The sequence below is a fragment of the Pseudoalteromonas sp. SCSIO_11900 genome (genome assembly GCF_000576475.1).
GTDB classification, from domain to species: Bacteria; Pseudomonadota; Gammaproteobacteria; order Enterobacterales; family Alteromonadaceae; genus Pseudoalteromonas; species Pseudoalteromonas tetraodonis.
In genome coordinates, this window is sequence record NZ_KK070023.1 from 1,426,591 (window position 1) to 1,444,282 (window position 17,692).

Below are 17,692 nucleotides of genomic sequence, written 5' to 3' on the forward strand. Positions count from 1 at the left end.
GAGTAAGCGCAGATCGCTAAGGAAAAGAGTAACAAAGTTTGTCAGTGGCTATCTCGGGCTAAAAACCGCTGCCAATGAATATGGGAATTGATAACCCGGATCTGTTGTAGCACCTTATTTAACAAGGCTATATCGTTAAAGTTATCATGAGGGTAATCATTAAAGCCCATTAAGTAATTAAAGCAGTCTTTGTTGCCTGCTTGCAGGGCATAAATACGAATTTGCTGTTCAAAGTTAAGCCGTAAACTACTAATGGCGGTTTTCATACCGAATTGATCCACCGAAGGAATTGCACATTTTTGCAAATATCCTGCGCGTTCACCCTCTCCTGAAAACCATATGCGCACTTTTTCGCTATAGCGCCCTGTTTTAGCGGGAAGATCAAACATTAAACGGGAGTAGTTTTGCGCTTCTACATAAGCTAAATAGTCATTAAATCCGGCACTAATAAGGGCATGATGAACAGGCACTAAACGTGGCTTAATTTTACCGTGGGTATGAAAACTAAAACAGAGTATATTATTTTTAAGTATTAGGTCATCAAGGGTTAAGCAGCCAATTTCATCACTGTAAGCGCCACTGTAATAAGCAATTAAGGGCAGCCAAAAATGCCAGTGTTTAGCTTGTTCGCGGGCAAGCCGTGTATCACTATAAATATATCCGTTATAGAGCGTATGCAGCTCCATAGCTGAAAATGGACGACGACCAAGATGGGTTTTCAACGTATTACCTTGACAGTTTTTATTATTTTTATACCCCAACTAACCATTGCTGTTAGTTGGGATAATGTCAGCAAACTAACGCCTAAAACTTATTCGCTTAGCGCGCGAGCTAAACCAACTGGTTCAATTTCTACACACACCTGATCGTCATTCCAATTTAAACCAACCAGAGCATCATCTGATTTAAGGTCTTCAACCCAATCATCTAAAAACTCATCAAGGTTTATTTCTACAGGGCTGTAGTCTTGCCACTCTTCTTTACATTGTGCTTGTGCTGCGTCTTGTGATTCCCACAGTAAAAGTACATCGGTGTCGTCAAACTGATTTGACTCACATACAACAAAGCCACCATCATCGGCACCCAGTGCCCAGATCTGCTCACTAACACGTACTTTTTCTACAAAGCTAACTAGTTGTGATTCAATTTCGATATCGCTCATGTATCCACCTTTTAAAATTTAAGTCGAGGGTTGGTATTTTTAGCCGCTTGACGCTGACTAAACGCTTCATAAAACTTAACTAATTGCGGCTGCGCGCTAAAATCAGTGAGTTCACGAAAGCATATCCAATCAAGTAAGCAGTATAAACTGATGTTGAGACATTCACAGCTTTTAAATTCATCATCGCATAAATGATCATTTAAATAGTGTAATGTTTGCGCAACTCGCTCATTTTGCAGATTAAAAAACAGCTTATCGGCTTGCGTATCAAATCCAGAACGTTGGCATAACAGTAATTCAACCAATGAATCATTGCAGGCATTGATGCTAGGGCCTGTTGACCTTTACGGATTAAAATTTCTTCAAACTAGGGGCGATTTAATCGCGGCGCGAGGTTTGTAACCTAGTGGGCTAAGTAAAAACCGAGCAAAGCTTCCGCGTCCTGCTCACGCCCCTTACCTACATCCATGTAGGCAACAAAGAGTTAATCGCCCCTAGGCAGAACCCTTCGGGCAGCGCCTGTTTGGCATTAATGCTACGTTATCGCCTATTTATGGGGAATAACCACACCACATAGGCTCTGCCTTGCCTAAATACCAAACAGATTGCTGTAAATTTAACCTTGAAAGATCAACAGGCCCTAATTAAAAAGTGCTCTTGAGGCCATGTAAGTGGGGGTTGCTTGGTTTTTTCAAGTAAATAACGCAGTATGGTATTTGAATCACTTAGGGTAAGCGTGTCATCGACCAATATAGGGATTTTGGCTGCTGGATTTTTTGTGACTACCAACGGCCGATCGCCTTTAGAAAAAATATCTAGATTAATAAATTCAAGCGCACAATTGTTTTGTTGTGCCCAGATTCTAATACGGCGAACATAAGGGGAAGTAATAGAGCCAAATAGTTGCATAATGGGGCTTTTGCCAACTCCACATAAATAAAAAGCCGCTGATGCGGCTTTATTAATAAATCGATTTACTTACTCTGAGCGGCTGGTTACTTCTAATAAATGGTAACCAAACTGTGTTTGTACAGGGCCTTGTACTTGATTTAGCGGCGCTGAAAATACCACCTTATCAAATTCAGGCACCATCATACCTGGGCCAAACTCACCTAATGCACCACCATCTTGACCTGATGGACAATTAGAGTGCAGTTTAGCGAGTTCTGCAAAGTCTTCACCTTGCTCAATTTTATCTTTAAGGTCTAAACATTGTGCTTCACTGTCTACGAGTATGTGCCTTGCACTTGCAACTGCCATAAGTTCTCCTACCTGTAAGTTTAGTTTTTTAAATTTGATAGCAACATCTTAGTAAGGTTAAACTGAAAACACAAAGTTAAAATGCACTTTTGATTGCGCTTTCTAGTTTTGCTGAATCCGGTGCTACGCGGCTGTTAAAGCGCGTAATCGTTTTGCGATCGGCCGATACCACGTATTTATAAAAGTTCCAGTTTGGTGAACTGGTTTGAGCGTTTAAATGCTTAAAAATAGGGTTTGCGTCACTACCACGTACTGCGCTGGTGGCCAGCATAGGGAAGGTAACACCATAATTTACATAACACACTTTTGCGGTATCTTTTTCATCGTTCTCTTCTTGAAAAAAATCATCTGATGGAAAGCCTAATACCACCAAGCCTTCGTCTTTGTATTTATTATAAAGTGCTTCTAAACCTTCAAATTGCGGCGTAAAACCGCAGTTACTCGCAGTGTTAACAATTAAAAGAGGCTGGTTCTTAAAATCACATAAGTTAATGGTTTCAGTTGAGCGCAACTTTCTAAGTGAAACATTCGTGAAGTCATTGCAGGTGTTTGCATCTAATGAAGGGGTGGGCAAGTCTGCGGCATATGTATTTAGCGAAACATAACTTAACGCGAGGGTTAAACCAGGTATTATTTTTTTTATCATGCTATTACCTTAAGTGCGTTATTAGAGTACTTATGTAACTTATCATACGCTACTATAGGCTAATTTGATCAATTTTACTTTATTTTCTATGACTATACGTTTAGCAAAACCTGATGATTTAACTGCCATTGTTGCTATTTACAATGAAACTATCCCTAGTCGAATGGTCACCGCCGATACCGAAGAGGTGACCGTCGCTGATAAACAACCTTGGTTTGATAGCCATACTGCTCAACGGCCTATTTTTGTTTACTGTGAGAACAACCAAGTATTAGCGTGGCTTAGTTATAAATCGTTTTATGGCCGCCCAGCTTACGATGGCACCGTTGAGTTAAGCATTTACATTACGGCAGCAGCCCAAGGAAAAGGGTTGGGTAAAAAGCTGATGCAATTTGCACAACAACAAGCCAAGCAGCTTAATATCGAAGTATTACTTGGGTTTATTTTTAGTCACAACGAACCGAGCATTAAATTATTTAAGCATTTTGATTTTGCAGTATGGGGAGAGCTGCCTAACGTAGCAAGAATGGACAATCAGCTGTACAGCCTAACTATTTTTGGTAAGCATTTAACCTAGTACTATAACAAAAGGAAGCAAAATTCACTTTTACGTAGGTGATTATGCTAAACCAAAAATTCTAGACTATGCTGAAAAGGTGTTTAATTAACTCTTTAAAGTGTGTCTAAATGGCGAGAAAAATACTTATTATTGATAGCAGTAGCATGATTGCTATGCGCTTAAAAGTGTTATTAGAACTAATTGGCTGCCAACCGATGTCGTATCGATAGTTGTTGAGAAAGCGACTTCTCAATCATTTTTTTATCGAAATTTTCCGAGAAAACCCATTGTTCGACGCGAAGCGGCGTCGATGGGATGAATCGGAATAGTTAGCCCTGCTCTTGAATGTATTTTCGAATTGTATCAGCAGCCGCATTTCCAACAGAGCAAACAAAATATCCGTCAGACCAAACTGTCTTTTTAACCCAGAATTGCTTTTTAAACCATTTAAATCTCGACCATAGACTTTGCGTTGTAGATTGTTTAATTCTCCTAACGTAATTCGCAACGCTGATATTTGGAGAAATCGTTAGCAATATGTGTATATGATCTTTGTCCACCTCCATCTCGGATCTGTACTTTAATTGTGGCTTCTCATTTTCTTCTCTGTGTTAAATCAGATATTAGTAAATTATGCACAAAGAGAGCAAAGAGCTCGTAAAGAGAGTGATTACAGACAAAGCTTAAAGGTGCGGGTTACGGGCTGCGAGGCGCGGGGTAAATTCCTTGCTACGATTAGGCAGATAGCTTGTATCAGCGACTTTATGTCGCGTTCTTTTAGGCAATAGGCTTACGCGTCTCTGGGTAGGCCTTTTTCAACAATCCGTATTAGCCGTGCTGTTTTACGCAGCTTTTGTCTTTGTTTATCATGTTGCTGGGTAAGTGCCCATTCTATGTGCTCATTCACCATGTCACTGACCGTTTTGCGTTTATCTTCAAGTGCATGAATAATCGCTGGGCTAAAATCTGCGTTGCCTAAGCCAACCGCTATATTTCGTAACCAACGCTCATGGCCAATGCGCCGAATAGGGCTGCCCTCGGTATTTGTTAAAAAGGTAGTTTCATCCCAGGCAAATAACGCGAGTAAGTCTTTATTTTTTAATTGCGTACGGGGGTGGAAGTCTTGCTCGTCGGTAATTTGTCCATAGCGATTCCATGGGCACACTAACTGGCAATCATCGCAACCATAAATGCGGTTACCCATTAAGGTTCGGTATTGCTCTGGAATAGCCCCTTGATGCTCTATGGTTAAATACGATATGCATTTACGTGCATCTACCACATAAGGTTCTACAATAGCGCCGGTAGGGCAAAGGGTTATGCAGGCAACACATTTACCACAACCTTCGAACGTGTTTTCATCATCAATAGGCAGTGGTAAATCTACAAATAACTCGCCTAAAAAAAACCAAGAGCCCGCCTCTTTATTTATCAGTAAAGAATGCTTTCCGCGCCAGCCTAATCCCGCTTTTTCAGCGAGTTGACGTTCAAGTACAGGGGCTGAATCAACAAAAGGCCTAAAGCCATAGTCACCTACCTGCTGTTCAATTTTTTTACCTAATTGCTTGAGCCGATTACGCATTAACTTATGATAGTCACGGCCAAGCGCATAGCGGCTGATATAGGCTTTCTCGGTATTTTTAAGGTTTTTGGCAAAGCCTGAATCTGGCGGCAGGTAATTCATTTTTACTGAAATAACTCGTTGCGTGCCAGGGACTAGCTCGCTAGGGCGGGCGCGTTTCATTCCATGTGCAGCCATGTAATCCATTGAACCATGATACCCTGCATCAAGCCAGCGCTGAAGCTGTGCTTCATGCTTAGTTAAATCAATGTCAGTAATGCCCACTTCACTAAAGCCAAGTTGTTGGCCCCATAATTTTATTTGCTGGGCTAGCTGTTCATAGTTTGGTTTTACGTCGCTCACATACTTCACACAGTTAAATGACAAGCCGCTTAATTTAGCATAATCGCGGCTTGGGTGAAATTGTTATTGCCTAATCTACAAAGCGTTTTAACTGTTGTTGGGTTTGTTGGCTTAGCTTTTGTGATTGTTCAGAATCATGCAGTGCTGTATCTATTTGTTGCTTGGCTTGTTCGCCTAGCGCCACAATTTGCTCAACCGATTCATGCGTTTGGTTTTGGGTATCTTCGAGCAAGTGTACGGCATTGGCTATTTGCTGCAATTGTTGTTGATTATGTTCAAACTCATTGAGCATTTTACCAAACCCATCAGAGGTGGTGTTAATTGATGTTTGCGCATTATTTGAGTGGTTTATTAATTGCTCTGACTCTTTATTCGTTTCATTAACGAGCTCATTCATTTGGGTAATAAAATCACTAATTTGGCGTGTTGCGTCGCTTACTTTAACCGATAGGGTACGAACTTCATCGGCAACCACGGCAAAACCTCGCCCCGCTTCACCAGCGCGTGCTGCTTCTATGGCTGCATTAAGTGCTAATAAGTTAGTTTGATCCGAAAACTCTTCAACCATTTTTAAAATACTGCGAATGTTTTCGCTGTTCTCTTTCAAGCCCGCAATCGTTTTAGAAAAACTACCCAGCATTTCATTAATAAGCCTTACCTGCTCAACTAGTTTTGATAGCTCACCAGCAGAGAGCTTTACAAAATTAAGGTGTTCATTATTGACCTGATGTACGTTATCAGTGTTGCTTACTATAGCCTGCAGGCTTTGGGTAATTTGGTTACTGGCATTAATAATGGTGTGGCTTAAATTAATTTGCTGCTCACTCAATTGTTCAGTGTGTTGCATTGATTGCGTTACTTGGCTGTTACTCTGCACACTCTCTTGGGCGCTGGTATAGGTCGTGCTTAATAAACTATTTAAATGGGTAGTAAATTGATTGTATTGCTCACTTAAGTCTCTAAATTCATCAAACGTGAAATGGGGTAATTTGGCTGCTAAATTCGCATCTTGTTGATTAATATTAATGAGCGTATCGCGCATTGCTTTTACCGGGCGCACAATTAAAAAGCGCATATAAAAAATAGTAAAAATAAAGCCTGCAATAATAAGTAGCGCAAGTACCCAAAATAAGCCAGTGCTTTGCTGGTTTTCGGTTAAGTTACTGTGCAACCAAAACAAAGTAATGGCTTGAAATAAAAAAACAAAACTTAAATTCCCAACTATTTTTCGGGTTAAAGTATAAAACAGTGTTTGTTCTAAAAAATTATAAATACGCATGTAGCTACTCATTAAATAGTGGCCTACTAAATTATTGTTTTTATAGCATAAATGGCAATTAAATAATTAGTTATAGTTCATTTAATTGCGCTAAATAATGCTTAGTTCGTTCAGGGTCGTTAGTAAAAATACCATCAACACCACAGGCAAGCATCAGTTTAATATCTTCGACTTCATCTACGGTGTAAGCAAATACTTGTAAACCGCGCATTTTGGCATCGTCAACAAACGGTTTGTTCATAAAGTTTTTGTCAATATGAATGCTATAGGCCTGTAAGTCTTGTGCAAACTTTGCATACTGCAATGGAATTGATGCAGTAAGTGCGCCAATTTTAAGCCACGGTAAACGGCTCTTTAGCCAGTGTAGTTGATGATGATTAAATGATGAAACTAAAATATTGTCTGCGGTTATTTTTTTGTTCGTAATGTTACTTTCAAGCACGGTTACAAACTTTTCAAGTTCAAAGGTATGTTTTAACTCTAAATTGAGTAAGGTTTGGTTATTATTCCAGTTTATTAATTGCTGCAAAGTAGGGATTTGTTCGCCATTTCCGGCATCAAACTGTTTAATTTGCTGGGCACTAAAGTCGCACACTTTGCCTTTGCCATTAGTGGTTCTATCGAGGTAGGTATCATGAATAATAACGTAATCATCAAGCGCGCTTTGTACATCAACCTCAATGCCATCTACATTCGCTTTTAACGCCGCTAAAATGGCGCTTTGCGTATTTTCGGGGAAGTGTGTGCTTGCGCCTCTATGTGCAAATATTTTCATGGCTGCTTTTTCCGTGAAATTGACCAAGTTTCAAAGCACGCAGCACTAACAATCAGTGCGCCACCAATCAGGGTCATCACTGAGGGGCGTTCGTGCAGAATAATTATAGCCAGTATTGTGCCATAAAGAGGTTGTAAGCAAGAAATCAATCCAGCGGTTGCTGCTGATAAATGTTTTAAACTCGCTGCAAATAACGAATGCGGCATCGCAGTAAACACCACACCGGCAATAAGCAGCAATATTAAATCAGTATCATTAATTTCTGTTATGGGCACTTCAATAAAAGCACATAGCATCAGGCTTGCGACTAAGGTTTGGTAAAACATGGTTTGCGGTCCACCATACTCGCTAAAGTAGCGTTTGTGAGTAATATTACGAAGAGCAAAAAATAATGCTGATACCACGCCCGTCAAAACACCTAAAGTGATGTCATCGCCTAAATTAACGTTAGGGATCAATAAATAAATGCCAAAAATCACCACCACAGCACTTATTATATCTTTTGTTTTGGGCTTACTTTTATTAAATAGGGGCTCTAAAAATACCGTGATCACGGGATAGGTAAAAAAGGCTAACATGCCCACGGTAATTCCCGCCAATTGCATGCCTGCAAAATAGGTTACCCAGTGAATACCTACGGCAATGCCTAATAAAATGGCAATCACATAATCTTTAGCGCGATGCAGCTTAATTGGTTTTTTTTGCAAAGACAGTAGCACACAAATTGCCAGCCCAGCGATAGCCGCACGATAAGCGGTAATATCTAATGCACTCAAACCAATTAGCTTTGCGAATAAGGCGGTGCCGCCAAATAAAAGTACGGCAATGTGTAAGTAAATTAAGCTTTGTTGTTGGGACTGCATTAAATTTCCTGGTCACTTTTTTTGGCTATATTAGCATTGCTTTTACACTCAGAAGATGAATTTTTCTATTTCATGACAAATGTCAGCCAAGTTAATGACACTTCACACTATTATCTATTTACCCACTGGCATAGTTACCTTACTTATATTGGAGGGTGTTATGAATTCTTTAATTTTAACAAGCTTAAGCATTAGCGATTTTTTAGCAGTTTCGCCGTAAACCCTCGCCCGATCCGAGGGCGGGGATATAAAAAACACTAAGTTTTACTATCACTTATGTCGATTGTTTTATGTTCGTATGCATTTTTATGTTATTTGTATTTATCGAAATTTTCCGAGAAAACCCATTGTTCGACGCGAAGCGGCGTCGATGGGTAGTTCACAATTATAAAAGTAATGAAAAGTGCTAAAAGCGCAGCTAAAAGTACTAAATGAGGGTCTAATGACAGCATTAATAGAAATTACCACGCAAGGAAGCACGGCTATCCTTACTATGAATACAGCAGAAAACCGCCATAATCCAACCTTTATAATCGAGTTTAATCAACACCTAGATACGATTGAGGCTAACGAGCATATTAAAGCAGTGGTGCTAACCTCAAGTAGCGATAAAAGTTGGTCGTTAGGCATTGATCTACAGTGGATGGCCAACCCTGACAACACACCACAAATAATTGCCGATTTCATGAACTCGATAGGTGCCTTGTTTAAACGTATCGTTACTTTTCCTATGCCTATTATTGCCGCGCTAAACGGCCACACTTATGGTAATGGTTCGGTGTTGGCATGTGCCTGTGATTTTAGATTTATGAAATCAGACAAAGGCTTCTTTTGTTTCCCCGAAGTCGATGTATTAGTGCCGTTTGTACCGTCTATGTTTCCTATTATTAATAAAGCCATAAATCAGCAGTTTTTTAATCGTTTAGCCATGACCGGTGAGCGTGTTGATGCGCAAAAATTATTACAACATAACGTAGTAGAGGCCACCTTTGCTGATGAGCAAGCCTTGCAAACGGGTGTGTTAGAGTTTGCGCAAAGCTTTAATAAAAATCGCTGGATATACTCTCAAAATAAAAGCCAAATGAACAAACCAATACTCGATGTTATGGCTGCACAAGATGCGGCTTTTATTGAAAACATCAGCGCGCTATTGTGGAAGAAACTACAGCAAAAGTAAGCTGTTTTTATAAAAGTGAGTAAATTAACTACAGTTAATTTACTCACTTTCATGTACATTAATTAAGTAGGTGTTAAGTGTTATTTAGCTACATTGCTACAAAATGCAAAAGGTAATAACGCTTTATTAAAAGTTTAATGGCTTTTACCTGTCTCATTGCGAGTATATGAGTTAAAATACTTACATAACCAACTAACAAGATAGTGAATGTCAAACCAAGATCCAAATCTCAGTCGAGAACAAGAAAAGTACGAAAACCCAGTCCCTAGTCGTGAGTTTATACTTACTCACCTGCAAGAGCGTTCCAAACCTGCTAGCTACGCACAACTATGTGAAGAACTCGCGGTCAACGATGAAGAACGACAAATAGCATTTAAGCGCCGACTTCGCGCCATGGAGCGTGATGGGCAGCTGTATTTTAATAAATTTAAATGTTATGCCCTGATTGACGAAGCCGGTTTAACCAAAGGCAAAGTAGTCGGTCACAGAGACGGTTTTGGCTTTTTAGAAGTTGAAGGCGAGAGCAAAGATTGGTTTATTGCCAAGCATCAAATGAATATGGTGCTACACGGTGACATCGTTCTTGCCAAAGGCACTAAACGCGGCTCAGGCTCAAAATGCGACGCACGCATCATCAAAGTACTCACTAACGAGCGCGCACCTATTGTAGGGCGTTATTTTGTTGAGCATGGTATTGCCGTTGTTGTGGCTGAAGATCCGCGCATTACCCAAGACATTATTATTCTACCGGGTAACGAAAAAGGCGCGCGCCATAACCAAATGGTGCAAGTGCAAATAACCCAAAATCCAAGTCGCAATATGAATGCGGTAGGTAAAGTTATCGACGTACTGGGCGAGCATTTAGCGCCGGGTATGGAAATTGAAGTTGCGCTACGTAATCACGATATTCCACACGTATGGCCTGAAGAGGTTGAACAACAAGTTGCCCACTTAGGTGAATTTGTTGAAGAAGCCGATAAACAAGGTCGAGTTGATTTACGCGGCTTACCGCTTGTGACCATAGATGGCGAAGACGCTCGTGATTTTGATGATGCCGTATACTGTGAGCCTAAAAAGTCGGGTGGCTGGCGCTTATGGGTAGCCATTGCCGATGTATCACATTATGTAGGTATGAACACGCCGCTTAACAAAGAAGCGATAGAGCGCGGTAACTCAGTGTATTTCCCTGAGCAAGTTATTCCAATGCTACCAAAAGTATTATCTAACGGTTTGTGTTCGCTAAACCCTGAGGTTGATCGCTTGTGTATGGTGGCAGAAATGACCGTATCGCAAGAGGGTAAGCTCTCAGGTTATAAGTTTTACGAAGCGGTGATGAACTCACATGCACGTTTAACTTACACCAAAGTAAATGCCATTTTACAAAACGATGAAAAGCTACGTAAAGAATACGCAGCTGTAGTGCCGCATTTAACTGATTTGCAGCAAATGTATATGGCATTAAAAGCGGCGCGCCAAGAGCGTGGTGCCATTGAGTTTGAAACACTCGAAACCCGTTTTGTATTTAATACACAGCGTAAAATAGAATCAATTGTGCCAGTTATTCGTAACGATGCGCATAAGCTGATTGAAGAATGTATGATTTTAGCCAATGTTTCTGCGGCTAAATTACTTGAAAAACACGAAGCAAGTGCCCTATTTAGGGTGCATGATGAACCCGATAGCGAAAAGCTGGGTAACTTTACTCAGTTTTTAACTGAGCTGGGGATTGAAAGCACGCTAAGTGATGAACCAACGCCGAAAGAGATCACTCATGTGTTGGCTCGTTTAGGGGATCGTCCTGAAGCTGAGCTTATTCAAACTATGCTACTGCGCTCAATGAAGCAAGCGGTATATCAGCCAGATAACATAGGCCACTTTGGTTTAGCATTATCGGCTTATGCGCACTTTACCTCGCCAATTCGCCGTTACCCCGATTTAGTGGTGCATCGTGCAATTAAAGCAGTATTAAAAGCACAAGGACAGCAAACCTCTGGTGAATACGCTTATAGCGATGATGAAGTCGATCAACTTGGTGAGCAGTGTTCTACTACTGAGCGCCGCGCAGACGATGCCACCCGTGAAGTAGCCGATTGGTTAAAATGTGAATACATGCAAGATCATGTAGGCATGGAGTTTAACGGGGTTATTTCATCGGTTACTAACTTTGGTTTATTTATTCGTTTAGATGACTTACAAATTGATGGATTAATTCATGTTACCAATTTAGGTGATGAATATTTCCAGCATGATGCAGCTAAACATTGCTTGGTGGGTGAGCACACACATACGGTTTATCGTTTAGGCGACAAAGTGACTGTACAAGTTGCCTCGGTAAGCTTAGATGATCGTCGTATAAACTTAACGCTAAAAGGCGATGTTGCCCAAGATCGTTATGCGCGTCGTCGTGCACCTAAAAAAAATGCTCCAGCCAGTGTTCGCTCGCAACTTAAAGCCGGTAAAATCCCGGGTAAAAAGTCAGCAAGTGATAACAAAAAGCCAAAGACGAGTAAAAAGCCTGCTGCAAAAGGTAAATCAGCGAGCAAATCAAAAGTAAAAGCGGATGACACCACCGCTAAGAAAAAAACCAAAAAGAAAGCGGTCAAAAAGCCTAAAAGACCAGGTAAAAATGCCCGTAAACGTAGTAGCCCAGGAGCAAACAATTCGTGAGTAATGAATTAATTTTTGGCTTTCACTCTGTTGAAGCAATTTTGGCAAAAGAGCCAGAGCGTTTTATAGAAATATACGCCCTTAAAGGACGTGATGATAAGCGCTTATCGCCAGTGATTGAGCAAGCGCGTCAGTTTGGTATTTCAGTACAGTTTATGCAACGAAAAGCGCTTGATAACAAAGCGAAAGATGAACAACATCAAGGCATTATTGCTAACGTGAAAGCGGCACGTGTGTTTAACGAAAAAGATCTTGATGAGATCATTGAACGCGAAGACACCCCGTTTTTACTGGTACTTGATGGCATTACCGATCCGCATAATTTAGGTGCCTGCTTACGTAGCGCCGATGCTGCCGGTGTTCATGCCGTGATAGTTCCTAAAGACAAGTCAGCAAAGCTTAATGGCACGGCACGTAAAGTGGCCTGTGGCGCAGCAGAAACGGTACCGCTTATTCAGGTAACTAACCTTGCACGTACATTACGTGAAATAAAAGACGCAGGTGTATGGGTTGTAGGCACAGCCGGTGAAACCGACACACACGTATTTGATGCCAGCTTAACAGGCCCAATAGCGATTGTGATGGGAGCTGAAGGCGAGGGTATGCGCCGTTTAACCCGTGAGCACTGTGATGTACTCGTTAAAATTCCAATGGCGGGCACGGTTTCAAGTTTAAATGTATCGGTTGCAACCGGTATTTGTTTATTTGAAGTATTACGCCAGCGCGCAGAAACAAATTAAGCCTATTAATTAACCTGAGCTGCACATAAGAAATGGAACTAAATGCCCTTGCGGTGATCAGATCTTTCGACCAAGAAACATAAGATTACCGAGGCAAGGGCATGAATAACTTAGATGCAATTTACGTAGATGTCGATGATTTTTGTTTATTGTTTGAACCTCAATGGCTTAAACACCTAATAGAATCAGGTGAAAAGCAACGCATTAAGCCATCTCGACTATCCTCTAGCGAAGTGATGACTATATTAATTGCTTTTCATCAATCAGGTTATCGCGATTTTAAAACTTACTACACCAAATTTGTTTGTCAGTATTGGCGACATTATTTCCCTGATTTAGTCAGTTATACACGTATGTTGAAGTTACTTCAGGCCACGTTACCTGCTCTGTGTAGCTATCTGAAGCAGCGCTTTGATAAACCAACAGGCATTGCATTTATCGATTCCACTTCTCTCAAGGTGTGTCACAACATGCGTATTCCTCGCCACCAAGTTTTTGCAGGAGAAGCCAAACGAGGCAAAGGAACAATGGGCTGGTTTTATGGTTTTAAACTTCACCTCATCATGAATGATGAAGGGGGTTTATTAGCTGTAAAAGTGACAGCTGGGAATGTTGATGATAGACAGCCGGTATTAGATATGGTCGATAATGTTGCAGGTAGTTTATACGCTGATAAAGGTTATGTATCTGCAAACTTAAAAGCGGAACTTGCTGAGCAAGGTATTGATTTTATTACAGGTCAAAGAAGTAATATGAAACGTCAGCCAATATCATCTTGGGATAGAGCGATGTTATCAAAGCGTTTCATCATCGAAACAGTTTTCGACCAGCTGAAAAATATGGCTCAAATAGACCACACAAGGCACCGCAGCTGCATCTCATTTATGGTTAATTTAATGGCTGGATTAATTGCCTATACCTTTCAGGCTAAAAAGCCGAGTATAAAAGTGACTCGGCTTTAATTCTTATGCAGATCTGAGGTTAATTACATAGGCATTTAGGCATTAAAAAGCCGAGATTGATTTAATCAACCTCGGCTTTTTTGTACTTTTAAGTTAGCACTTTATTAAAAACTGTAAGAGTAGCCCATTTGTACTGAACGTGGCTTACCAGGTTGAATACCGCCATTTGCACGGTTAGCAATGTAGGTTTTATCAAACAAGTTATCTACGCTTAGGTATACTTTTTGGTTTTCGTTGATTAAGTACTTAGCTGCTAAATCCCATACAACACGGCTATCAATCGCATTTAAGCCTGAGTTAGTTAAATCAGCATGTGCATCAGACACGTAACGTATTTGGCTATTTACCACAAAGTTATTCACTTCTGCGCCAAACGATAAAGCAACCTGGTTCTCTGGTACGTAAGGCATCGCATCACCTTTTTCTACAGAGCCCCAAATTTCTGAATTAAACGTGTTTTTAAATTCTGAATCTGTGTAGGTGTAAGTTAATTTTACTGGGAACGCAACCGATGCGGTATTAAACGTACGACCTGCGCTAAATTCAAAGCCCGATACTTCTACTTCACCGTAGTTGTATTGGTCGCCAATGTTATCGTCATTACAACCTACTGATGCAGTACAGTTACCATGCATGTTGTCGTAATCAGAGTAAAACGCAATTACTTCACCGTTAAAACCGCCAGCATTAAAACGAGAGCCAAACTCGATGTTGACGCTTTCTTCTTCGTCTTGGTCGGCATTACCCGGCGCTGCAGGGGCGTAACCTTTTTGAATACCAGCAAGTAACGTAACATTGTCGTTAAGTGTGTAAGTAGCACCTAAAGACGGTACTAAAATTTTAGTATCGTTTGAAATGTCTTTTGTTAAGCCTAGGCTACGGGTTGGATCTGACTTAGCCCACTCTTCACGGGTAATAGTTATGTCTTCATAACGAAGGCCAGCACTCACTACTAATGCATCCATTGTCCATTCGTCTTGAATAAATAGCGTGCTTGCTTTTGCACTGTCTAAACGGTTGCTGTTAGAGCCTGGAGCGCCTTGTGAGGTAAGAGTCATGCTTAAATCTTGATTAAGCGTGTATTTGTCTTCCCACTGGAAACGATCCATTTCGTCTTCGTGGTAACGTACGCCAACCGTAATGTAGTGATCGCCCGCAGGAATGTGTAATTCAGACTGCACACCTTTGGCTTGGTAGTCACGGTTATTAGCTTTAACACCTATGTTTTCGATGCCTTCAGCGGTTGGGTTTGCTTCAAATTCACTGTATTGCTCAAGGTAGCTTTCGCTTACTTTACTGGCTTTGTACCAGTTACGGTGGAAGTCATTTAAGTAAGCGGTTGCTAAAAATTCGTAACCTTCACCAAAGCGGTATGCATAGTTTACTTGGTATGCATTATGACGGGTGTTCATCTCATCATTTTGCGATGCCGCATAACGACGGTTAGGATTTTGTTGGTAATCGGCGTTAGTTAAGCCCATGTACGTTTCGTCTGATGTTTCTTCAGAGTACTTAGCTTTAAACTCAATGTTATGGGCATCGTTTTCACCAAAGGTATGGCCAAACTTTACCAGTACGTCGTTTTTTTCAAAACCAGTGTTGTCATCGCCTACTGGTAATTCTTTAAAACCATCAGCGCCGTAAGAAAACACTTCAATTAAGCCAGCTGTGTTATTTTTTTCTTTAGCGAAGTAAGCGTGACCTTTATAGTAACCATCGCTACCAAGTGCCGCGTCAACCATACCCATAGAGCTATTTGCTTCAGTTGGTAAGCTGCGAGAAAGTAAATTTAATACACCACCGGTAGTGCGCGGGCCATATTTTACTGAGGCAGCACCTTTTAATACTTCAATAGATTCCATACGACCCATAGTCGGGAAGTAATAAGCCGATGGTGCAGAGTAAGGAGCCGGTGCAACAAGTACACCGTCTTCCATTACTGAAATTTTATCGTTACGGCCAGTACCTGTGCCACGCATACCAATGTTAGGACGCAGACCATAGCCATCTTCTTCTTGAACGTATACACCTGGTACAGATGCTAATACGCGAGAAATATCGGTAAATTCGAATTTTTGCAATTCTTCATCAGAGATAAATGTAGCCGATCCTGGAATATCGTTAATTGCTGCTTGTGAACCAATAACGGTAATTTGTTCAAAATTGCGTTCAACGCCGCCGGCATCTTTGGCCATTGCTGTTGCACTCAAAGACAGCGCTACGGCTGCAGTTAACGAAGAAACTAAAAATTTATGTGACATTGATTACCCTAAAAATAGTTCAACTACTAAAATTGGCGTAATTTAAACATGTTAACGAATGAGAATCAATATTATTAAGTTTTAGTTATATTTACATTTGCCGTAAAAACACGCTATTTTTATAACATTTTTAACTAGGGTCTGTTGATCTTTCAAGGTTGAATTTGCAGCAGTCTGTTTGGTATTTAGGCAAGGCAGAGCCTATGTGGTGTGGTTATTCCCCATAAATAGGCGATAACGCAGCATCAATGCCAAACAGGCGCTGCCCGAAGGGTTCTGCCTAGGGGCGATTTACTCTTTGTTGCTCGGTTTTTACTTAGCCCACTAGGTTACAAACCTCGCGCCGCGATTAAACCGCCCCTAGTTTGAACAAATCTTAATCCGCAAAGGTCAACAGACCCTGAATGTTTATTCTAATCTTATAAAACCAAAATAACCTATTGGCTGGTGGCGATTAATTTAACCTGAACTCTGATTGAGCTAGATTTATTATCCAGAGGTCAAGTTATTTAAGCCGTGGGATAGCCTAAGCGCAGCTTAATAAATTCGGCGAGTTTAAATACCGCGTTTTCAGGTTCGCTGGCGGTTTTCACTAAACTAATACCTATACTGCCAAGCGCAGGTAAATGTTTAGTGTGTAAGTGATAGGCTAAATCGTTAGGTACGGTACTTTTTGCAAGTACTGTTATACCTAAGCCTTCTTTTAACGCGGCAATTAAACCGGTTAAATCGGCGTTACTGTAAACAATACGGTATTTAATGCCCGCTTTTTCAAGAGCCTGAGTTGCTCTGCGGCGATAAATACAGCCCTCAGGCGCTGTTACTAAGGTAACGGTTTCATTTTGCGCCAGTGAGAGGTCGCCCACCCACACTAATTGGTCTTGAATAAAAATAGGGAATTTTTCTGAGTCAAGTTGCTCGTTAAGCGCTAACACTAAATCAAATTGATCTTGGCGCTCATCCGAAAGTAAGTGTTTACTCAAACGTGATTTCACTTCTAACGATACATCAGGGTAGAGCGCCACAAAATCGCCAATAATGGAGGGCAAAATACGCGCGGCAAATTCGCTAGGGATCCCTAAGCGCACTTTACCGGTTACACTTTCTGAGGTGAACAACTGCAAAATGGCATCGTTATGCTGCACCATTTGCTTTGCCATAGGCAGTAATAACTCACCATATTGGTTGAGCACTTGTCGTTGGCCCTGCTTTTTAAATAATTTATAGCCGAGTAAATCTTCTAAACGTTTTACTTGTAAGCTCACCGCAGGTTGCGAAAGGCCAAGTAAATCGCCTGCTTTGGCAAATCCACCAACCTCAACCACCATAACAAAAGTTCGTAAACTGTCGGTTGAAATGTTTTTCATATTTAAAATTACTATTTATATGGCTATATATATAAGTATTATTTATCAAT

General features: G+C 40.8%; 16 protein-coding genes and 2 pseudogenes. 5 read left to right on the forward strand and 13 right to left on the reverse strand.

Going from position 1 to position 17,692, the window contains the following annotated elements; translation table 11 throughout:
• Nucleotides 1-41: 41 nt before the first annotated feature.
• The 6 genes and pseudogenes from BG00_RS06600 to BG00_RS06625 form a co-directional block, all read right to left on the reverse strand.
• Nucleotides 42-722 (reverse strand): site-specific integrase, encoded by a 681-nt coding sequence (locus tag BG00_RS06600; RefSeq protein WP_036981348.1) that lies wholly within the window; start codon nucleotides 720-722, stop codon nucleotides 42-44.
• A gap of 89 nt (nucleotides 723-811) precedes the next feature.
• Nucleotides 812-1,162 carry a DUF2750 domain-containing protein gene (locus BG00_RS06605; protein ID WP_013464070.1) on the reverse strand — a complete coding sequence of 117 codons (351 nt, stop codon included), beginning with the start codon at nucleotides 1,160-1,162 and terminating at the stop codon, nucleotides 812-814.
• 11 nt (nucleotides 1,163-1,173) lie between these two features.
• Nucleotides 1,174-1,491, reverse strand: a pseudogene (locus tag BG00_RS06610) (glutathione S-transferase family protein); the annotation flags it as partial.
• Between the two features lie 301 nt (nucleotides 1,492-1,792).
• Complete coding sequence (locus BG00_RS06615; protein ID WP_036981350.1) at nucleotides 1,793-2,071, reverse strand: glutathione S-transferase family protein; 279 nt, start codon at nucleotides 2,069-2,071, stop codon at nucleotides 1,793-1,795.
• A 69-nt stretch (nucleotides 2,072-2,140) separates the two neighbouring features.
• Nucleotides 2,141-2,422: a peptidylprolyl isomerase gene (locus tag BG00_RS06620; RefSeq protein WP_008114778.1), complete on the reverse strand. Its 282-nt coding sequence runs from the start codon at nucleotides 2,420-2,422 to the stop codon at nucleotides 2,141-2,143.
• 76 nt (nucleotides 2,423-2,498) lie between these two features.
• The gene (locus BG00_RS06625) at nucleotides 2,499-3,068 is read right to left on the reverse strand and encodes a glutathione peroxidase (RefSeq protein ID WP_036981352.1); all 570 of its coding nucleotides are present in this window, start codon (nucleotides 3,066-3,068) and stop codon (nucleotides 2,499-2,501) included.
• An 88-nt stretch (nucleotides 3,069-3,156) separates the two neighbouring features.
• On the opposite strand from BG00_RS06625, the gene BG00_RS06630 reads away from it, so the two are divergent.
• Nucleotides 3,157-3,645: a GNAT family N-acetyltransferase gene (locus BG00_RS06630; RefSeq protein ID WP_013464075.1), complete on the forward strand. Its 489-nt coding sequence runs from the start codon at nucleotides 3,157-3,159 to the stop codon at nucleotides 3,643-3,645.
• 311 nt (nucleotides 3,646-3,956) lie between these two features.
• On the opposite strand, the pseudogene tnpA reads toward BG00_RS06630, so the two are convergent.
• The 5 genes and pseudogenes from tnpA to BG00_RS06655 all read right to left on the reverse strand — a co-directional run.
• Nucleotides 3,957-4,196, reverse strand: a pseudogene (gene tnpA, locus BG00_RS06635) (IS200/IS605 family transposase); the annotation flags it as partial.
• A 221-nt stretch (nucleotides 4,197-4,417) separates the two neighbouring features.
• Nucleotides 4,418-5,551, reverse strand: a complete 1,134-nt coding sequence (gene queG, locus BG00_RS06640) for a tRNA epoxyqueuosine(34) reductase QueG (protein ID WP_016899494.1) — start codon at nucleotides 5,549-5,551, stop codon at nucleotides 4,418-4,420.
• A gap of 70 nt (nucleotides 5,552-5,621) precedes the next feature.
• Complete coding sequence (locus tag BG00_RS06645; protein WP_036981357.1) at nucleotides 5,622-6,842, reverse strand: methyl-accepting chemotaxis protein; 1,221 nt, start codon at nucleotides 6,840-6,842, stop codon at nucleotides 5,622-5,624.
• Nucleotides 6,843-6,900: 58 nt separating this feature from the next.
• On the reverse strand, nucleotides 6,901-7,605 hold the full coding sequence (locus tag BG00_RS06650; protein WP_036981359.1) for a glycerophosphodiester phosphodiesterase: 705 nt from the start codon (nucleotides 7,603-7,605) through the stop codon (nucleotides 6,901-6,903).
• Nucleotides 7,602-8,468, reverse strand: a complete 867-nt coding sequence (locus BG00_RS06655; RefSeq protein ID WP_036981361.1) for a DMT family transporter — start codon at nucleotides 8,466-8,468, stop codon at nucleotides 7,602-7,604. The genes BG00_RS06650 and BG00_RS06655 overlap by 4 nt, the downstream gene beginning before the upstream one ends.
• Before the next feature lie 442 nt (nucleotides 8,469-8,910).
• Here BG00_RS06655 and BG00_RS06660 point away from each other — a divergent pair, with 442 nt between their 5' ends.
• The 4 genes from BG00_RS06660 (at nucleotide 8,911) to BG00_RS06675 (ending at nucleotide 14,014) form a co-directional block, all read left to right on the forward strand.
• On the forward strand, nucleotides 8,911-9,645 hold the full coding sequence (locus BG00_RS06660) for an enoyl-CoA hydratase/isomerase family protein (RefSeq protein ID WP_051498251.1): 735 nt from the start codon (nucleotides 8,911-8,913) through the stop codon (nucleotides 9,643-9,645).
• Between the two features lie 207 nt (nucleotides 9,646-9,852).
• Complete coding sequence (gene rnr / locus BG00_RS06665; protein WP_036981365.1) at nucleotides 9,853-12,312, forward strand: ribonuclease R; 2,460 nt, start codon at nucleotides 9,853-9,855, stop codon at nucleotides 12,310-12,312.
• On the forward strand, nucleotides 12,309-13,052 hold the full coding sequence (gene rlmB / locus BG00_RS06670; RefSeq protein WP_036981367.1) for a 23S rRNA (guanosine(2251)-2'-O)-methyltransferase RlmB: 744 nt from the start codon (nucleotides 12,309-12,311) through the stop codon (nucleotides 13,050-13,052). Before rnr ends, rlmB begins: the two co-directional genes overlap by 4 nt.
• Nucleotides 13,053-13,153: 101 nt before the next feature.
• Nucleotides 13,154-14,014, forward strand: a complete 861-nt coding sequence (locus BG00_RS06675; protein WP_036981369.1) for an IS982 family transposase — start codon at nucleotides 13,154-13,156, stop codon at nucleotides 14,012-14,014.
• A gap of 104 nt (nucleotides 14,015-14,118) precedes the next feature.
• Here the strand turns inward: BG00_RS06675 and BG00_RS06680 are convergent, their stop codons facing one another.
• Nucleotides 14,119-16,275, reverse strand: a complete 2,157-nt coding sequence (locus tag BG00_RS06680; protein ID WP_036981371.1) for a TonB-dependent receptor family protein — start codon at nucleotides 16,273-16,275, stop codon at nucleotides 14,119-14,121.
• Between the two features lie 509 nt (nucleotides 16,276-16,784).
• On the reverse strand, nucleotides 16,785-17,642 hold the full coding sequence (locus BG00_RS06685; RefSeq protein ID WP_036981376.1) for a LysR family transcriptional regulator: 858 nt from the start codon (nucleotides 17,640-17,642) through the stop codon (nucleotides 16,785-16,787).
• Nucleotides 17,643-17,692: the final 50 nt, after the last annotated feature.

Excerpts from the sequence above, each read along its gene's own strand:
- BG00_RS06685 (WP_036981376.1), bottom strand. The coding sequence starts at position 17,642 with ATGAAAAACATTTCAACCGACAGTTTACGAACTTTTGTTATGGTGGTT.
- BG00_RS06615 (WP_036981350.1), bottom strand. The coding sequence starts at position 2,071 with ATGCAACTATTTGGCTCTATTACTTCCCCTTATGTTCGCCGTATTAGA.
- BG00_RS06655 (WP_036981361.1), bottom strand. The coding sequence starts at position 8,468 with ATGCAGTCCCAACAACAAAGCTTAATTTACTTACACATTGCCGTACTT.
- rnr (WP_036981365.1), top strand. The coding sequence starts at position 9,853 with ATGTCAAACCAAGATCCAAATCTCAGTCGAGAACAAGAAAAGTACGAA.
- BG00_RS06660 (WP_051498251.1), top strand. The coding sequence starts at position 8,911 with ATGACAGCATTAATAGAAATTACCACGCAAGGAAGCACGGCTATCCTT.
- BG00_RS06675 (WP_036981369.1), top strand. The coding sequence starts at position 13,154 with ATGAATAACTTAGATGCAATTTACGTAGATGTCGATGATTTTTGTTTA.
- BG00_RS06620 (WP_008114778.1), bottom strand. The coding sequence starts at position 2,422 with ATGGCAGTTGCAAGTGCAAGGCACATACTCGTAGACAGTGAAGCACAA.
- BG00_RS06625 (WP_036981352.1), bottom strand. The coding sequence starts at position 3,068 with ATGATAAAAAAAATAATACCTGGTTTAACCCTCGCGTTAAGTTATGTT.
- BG00_RS06605 (WP_013464070.1), bottom strand. The coding sequence starts at position 1,162 with ATGAGCGATATCGAAATTGAATCACAACTAGTTAGCTTTGTAGAAAAA.
- BG00_RS06645 (WP_036981357.1), bottom strand. The coding sequence starts at position 6,842 with ATGAGTAGCTACATGCGTATTTATAATTTTTTAGAACAAACACTGTTT.
- BG00_RS06630 (WP_013464075.1), top strand. The coding sequence starts at position 3,157 with ATGACTATACGTTTAGCAAAACCTGATGATTTAACTGCCATTGTTGCT.
- BG00_RS06680 (WP_036981371.1), bottom strand. The coding sequence starts at position 16,275 with ATGTCACATAAATTTTTAGTTTCTTCGTTAACTGCAGCCGTAGCGCTG.
- BG00_RS06650 (WP_036981359.1), bottom strand. The coding sequence starts at position 7,605 with ATGAAAATATTTGCACATAGAGGCGCAAGCACACACTTCCCCGAAAAT.